This window comes from Pseudarthrobacter sp. CCNWLW207 (assembly GCF_037203945.1).
Classification (GTDB): domain Bacteria; phylum Actinomycetota; class Actinomycetes; order Actinomycetales; family Micrococcaceae; genus Arthrobacter.
In genome coordinates this window covers 1-539 of sequence record NZ_JBBCBS010000042.1, presented here as the reverse complement: position 1 = coordinate 539, position 539 = coordinate 1, and the positions used below count along the sequence as shown (strand labels likewise).

Below are 539 nucleotides of genomic sequence, written 5' to 3'. Positions count from 1 at the left end.
CCGAAGACCTCGTCGGGGTCGAGGCGGCGGAGTTCTTCGGCGAGGCAGTCGCGGAGGCTGCGGCGTGGCAGGGAGATGCGTTGGGCGGGTTGGCCTGGTTGGGTGAGTTCGGCGATGGAGAGTCCGGGGCGGAAGAGTTGGACGTCGCCGCCGGGGCGGGTGAGGCGGACGCGGCGGATGCCGGTCCCGGCGGGGTCCGCGACGATGGTGACGGGGGCGTCCAGGGACAGGGTGAGCCAGGCTGCGAGCAGGATGGTGGAGGGGGAGTCGGAGGCTCCTTCGACGGCGACGGCGGTCACCGGGGAGGAGTCGACCTGGTCCAGGACCGCGGCGAGCTGGATCCGCCAGTTGGTCAGCCGGGTCCAGGCGAGGTCGGTGTCGCCGGCCTTGTACGTGGACCGGATGTTCTCCAGCGCCAGTTGGGGGTCCGGTTCGTTGGCGGAGTCCGTGATCCGGCGGTGCGCGATCCGGCCGATCGAGGTTTCGCAGGCGTTCTCCGGCGCCCCGTGCGGCCACCAGGCCACGATCGGGGCATCCGG

The 539-nt window shown here is 72.2% G+C and carries 1 protein-coding gene; it reads right to left on the bottom strand.

Annotation, left to right across the window (positions count from 1 at the left end; genetic code table 11):
- Positions 1-539, bottom strand: a 539-nt coding sequence (locus V9L17_RS21255; protein ID WP_337352803.1) for a glucose-6-phosphate dehydrogenase assembly protein OpcA, incomplete at both ends; no start/stop codon positions are given.